Here is a 391-nt window from a genome sequence, read left to right as displayed (position 1 = left end):
AGGGCACGCTCTGCACGGTCAGCGGCGCGTAAAGTGCGGGGTCCGCATCGTCGGAACCTTGCGGCTTGTAGCGCGTAACGTGCTTGTGAATCAGCACATTCGAATCCGCATCCGGATACACGACCGACTCCCCGCGCTACACGTCCGTGACCGGTTCCGGCACGTATTCAGCCTTGATCGTGTCCCCGTTATTCAGCTTGACCGTGATACGGCCGAACGGCGTATGTTCCAGCAGGCGCAGAATCGGGGCATCGTTGGTTTTCGTCAGCATGTCTTTTCCTTTAGGTTGCGTATTGATAAATGATAGGGGCCGGGCGGCCCCGTGTTCGGAATTAGGCCGCGATACCGGCGCGTGCGAAAAGCTCGGAAAACAGACGAGCCGGGCGCGGGG

1 protein-coding gene is annotated in these 391 nt (G+C 59.8%); it reads right to left on the bottom strand.

Features of this window, described 5'->3' with window-relative positions; genetic code table 11:
• Nucleotides 1–136: 136 nt before the first annotated feature.
• Nucleotides 137–391, bottom strand: a 255-nt coding sequence (locus tag AC1RPR_RS08425) for a hypothetical protein (RefSeq protein ID WP_481763505.1), incomplete at its 5' end; no start/stop codon positions are given.

It is taken from the genome of Dellaglioa sp. CoH-57-MRSF-22 (assembly GCF_056781895.1).
Note: the sequence above shows the minus strand (reverse complement) of the source record. Positions and strands in the feature narration are given on the sequence as shown.